We start from the raw sequence: 3,661 nt of genomic DNA on the forward strand, positions 1-3,661 counted from the left end.
GGCAGCTGGCGCGGCTGCCGCCAGCGTGCGCACCTTGGCAAGGGTCCAGGCCGAGATGCCGAAGCTCAGGGCATCGAGCGCGAAGGCCATGCCGATGCCCGTCGCATTGGCCCGGGCGTCCGCGCCGGTGCCCGCGTTGCCGTCGCCGAACAGCGCGATCAGCAGGCCCGCGAGCAGGGGGCCGAGGAACATGGTGAGCTGGCGCAGGCCCAGGTTGATGCCGTTGGCCGCCTGCAGCTGGGCGCGCGGCACCACGTGGGGCATCATCGCCGTGCCCGCAGGGATGCTGAAGGCCGTGGACAGGCCGATCGCCAGCGACAGCACATACACCATCCACAGCGTGAGCGTGCCCGTGAGCACCAGGCCGCTGAGCAGCGCCAGCAGCACCAGGTTGATGTACTTGGTCAGCATCAGCACCTGCTTGGGGGAATAGCGGTCCACCAGCGCGCCGCCGATCAGGATGAACAGCGCGCGTGGCACGCTCATGAGTGCCAGCACGGTGCCCAGCACCAGCGTGTCGCCGGTCATCTGCAGCACCAGCCAGGGCAGTGCGATCAGGGTGAACTGGTCACCCAGCATGGTCAGGGCCGAGCCGCTGGTGAGCCAGCGGAAATTGGCGTCGCGCCACAGCGCGGCGCGCGGGTCGGCGTTCGGGTTCGTCTCAGTGCGCATGGGTGGGTTCTCCGGAAGAAGGGTGGGAGCGGTGGCGGCTTCCATTGAGGAGCGCGCCGACGGCCGTGGAACGGACAAAAAAGTGGTAGCTCGCCAGGCACACGGCGGTGGTAGCGCTGATGTTGATCAGCATCTTGGCCAGCGCGGGCAGGGGCAGGCCGTACAGCAGCGCGCCAAAGCCGATGGTCAGGGGCAGGTGCACCAGGTACACCCAGTAGGAGCTGTCGGCCAGCCAGGCCAGCCGCGCATGGCGGCCCCGCACATGGCGCAGGAAGATGCCGATCAGCGCAAAGCTCCACAGCCAGGATGCGGTGTTGTAGACCAGTGCGATGGCAAACAGCAGGGCTTGCGGGACAGCGCCCGGTTGCGTGGCGACCTCGGCCAGCACGCCCGTGGCCAGGAACAGGGCGAAGGCCGAGGCCTCCGGGTGCGCCAGCGTTTCCATGAGGATGCCCGTCAGCAGAAAGCAGACGCCGCCTGCCGCTGCGTACAGCGGCCAGTGCCTCTGCCAGTGCGCGAACAGGCGTTCGCGCAGCAGGTACGCGCCGGTGCCGAACGCGAAGAACAAGCCGTTGTGCAGCCATTCGGCCAGCGGTGGCAGGAAGGCGCCACTCGGTGTCAGGATTCCGTTGGGGTAGCGGCTGCCCAGCCAGGCCAGGGGCAGCGCCAGTACCAAGGCTCCCCAGGGCGATTCGCCCAGGTGGCTGACGCATGCCGCCAGGGCAGCGTGGACGCGGTCCGGCAGCCGGACCAGGGCCCAGTGCAGTGGCACCGAGAGAACGCAGAACCACAGCAGCAGCCACAGGAACCACAGGTGCATGGTGGAAAGCCCCTGGGGCACGCCGGGGCGTGGCTGCAGCAGGCCCTTGTCCAGCCCCCAGGTTCCGTGCGCCATGCGGTGCAGGAACAGCAGGGCCAGCACCGCGCAGGCGGCGTACAGCAGCGGCCAGAACACGGCGAAGGGCAGCGCCAGCCGGCGCATGCGGTGGCGCAGCATGCCGGGGGCTCCCCGGCGCTGCACCAGCAAGGCCACGAAGAAGCCCGCGAGGATGAAGAACACCGGCATGCGGAACGCATGGATGAACGCCATGAGCAGGTCCGCCACGGGGGTGGAGCGGTCGTCGTGCCAGGGCAGGGGCGATGGAGAGACCAGGTGGATCACCGCGACGTGCAGGACGATGCCCAGCCACATCATGGTGGCGCGCAGGTTGTCCAGGGCGTGCGAGCGGTCGGTGGGGGCGTTGTCGTCAGCGGGTGTCATGGTCGGTCCAGAAGCTCTGGGGTCCGACTGTGGGCCCTCACGTTGCGTGAGGGTCAAGCATTTTTCAACGCTTTTTGGGCCGGCCGGATGCCTGCTCTGCCGGGGTCGCCTGCGCCAGCACCTCCAGCAGGTAGTTGCGCACCGCCTGGCTCAGCGGGGAGCCGGCGCGCAGCAGCGGTTCCTGCGCCGATGCCGTGAGCAGTTTCTCGCGCAGCACGGGGTCGTGGCTGGTCAACTGCCCGAACAGGGCATCCCAGCGCAGGGCCGCCGCAACCGCCTCGGGCTGGTGGGCGGGCACGCCGTCGGCCAGCAAGCGCTGCACGTCCCGCTCCAGTTGTTCCCATTGCGTGTGCGGCACATGCCCGAGCCGGCGCAGGTCTTCGCGGGTCAGGTACTTCTCGAGCAGGGCCATGCGCATCTTGATCGCGGTTTCGACGAACTCGATCATGTCGCCCGGCGGCGCGTGGTTGCGTCCCTGGGTGCTGGGCTCGGTGCGGAACATGTGGCCCCAGCGGTCCAGCAGCTCCAGGTCGCCACCCATCCAGTGCAGCATCAGCGCCATCCAGCGGTAGGCCAGGGCCTGGACCTCGGGGCTGTCAGGGGGCTGCTGGCGGTCCATCGCATTGCGCACCAGGTCCTTGACGACCAGCCAATCGGCCTCGATCAGGCTCCAGTTGGTGAAGATCTGCTTGAGCTCGGCGGAGCTGAAGTACTTGCCGTAGGTCGTCATCAAGGCCAGCGCTTCGAGCCAGTTGCCCATGTCGGGCTCGGCTCCGGCCATCAGGCCGTCGCGCAGCATGGTCAGGCGCGCGCGCAGCTCGGTGGCCTGCGTGATCTGCTGGTCCAGCGCACGGATCTGCTGGCCGATGATGCGCTCCGGGGCCATGCCCTCGCCAGCCAGCAGCTCGCCGATGTCGTTGAGCGCCAGGCCCATCTGGCGCATGGTCTGGATGCCATGCAGGCGCTGCACGTCGGCCTGGCTGTACAGCCGGTAGCCGGCCTCGGAGCGGCCGGAGGGCGCGAGCAGGCCGATCTCGTCGTAATGGTGCAGGGTGCGCACCGTGAGGCCGGTGCGGCGGGCCAGTTCCCCGACTTTCAGCAGCATGTGCAAAGAATGGATGAAAGTGGCCCGCGCGCCGGTGGGTTCTTGTTACTTGCCGACGGAAATCAGTTCGATCTCGAAGTTCAGCGTGGCGTTGGGCGGGATCACGCCGCCGGCACCGTTGGCACCGTAGGCGATGGCGGGTGGGCAGGTCAGCTTGGCCTTGCCGCCGGGCTTCATGCGCTGCACGCCTTCGGTCCAGCAGGGGATCACGCGGTTCAGCGGGAACGAGGTGGGTTCGCCGCGCTTGTAGGAGCTGTCGAACTCCTTGCCATCGAGGAAGGTGCCCTTGTAGTGCACCTTGACGGTGTCGGTGGCCTTGGGCGATTCGCCAGTGCCGTCCTTGAGCGATTCATACACCAGGCCGCTGGCGGTGGTGACGGGCTTGGCGGCTTGCTGGGCCAGGGCGGCGGGGGCGATCACGAGGCTGGCGAGCAGCAGGCACAGGGTATGGCGCAAGGGGTTCTCCTTCGAATATTTCAGACAGGCGCGATCTTAGTCGTGTTCTTGTGGGTGTCCGTTCTCTGTTGTGTCGGTGGTTGCTGCTGTTTCTTTTCCGAGGGCGGAGGCCGGGATGTGCGCCCGGCGGCGCACCTACTTTCTTTTGCGTCGCCAAAAGAAAGTAG

The 3,661-nt window shown here is 67.8% G+C and carries 4 protein-coding genes; all 4 read right to left on the reverse strand.

Annotated features, from left to right (window positions below):
* The coding region (locus PMI14_RS32750) for an MFS transporter (protein ID WP_007862019.1) at positions 1-672 on the reverse strand (672 nt) is incomplete at its 3' end.
* Positions 662-1,933 (reverse strand): acyltransferase family protein, encoded by a 1,272-nt coding sequence (locus PMI14_RS32755; protein WP_007862021.1) that lies wholly within the window; start codon positions 1,931-1,933, stop codon positions 662-664. The genes PMI14_RS32750 and PMI14_RS32755, both read right to left, overlap by 11 nt.
* Before the next feature lie 64 nt (positions 1,934-1,997).
* Complete coding sequence (locus tag PMI14_RS32760) at positions 1,998-3,038, reverse strand: MerR family transcriptional regulator (RefSeq protein ID WP_007862022.1); 1,041 nt, start codon at positions 3,036-3,038, stop codon at positions 1,998-2,000.
* 45 nt (positions 3,039-3,083) lie between these two features.
* Positions 3,084-3,494 (reverse strand): FKBP-type peptidyl-prolyl cis-trans isomerase, encoded by a 411-nt coding sequence (locus tag PMI14_RS32765; RefSeq protein WP_007862023.1) that lies wholly within the window; start codon positions 3,492-3,494, stop codon positions 3,084-3,086.
* Positions 3,495-3,661 lie beyond the last annotated feature (167 nt).

The organism is Acidovorax sp. CF316 (genome assembly GCF_000276605.1).
Classification (GTDB): Bacteria; Pseudomonadota; Gammaproteobacteria; order Burkholderiales; family Burkholderiaceae_C; genus Acidovorax.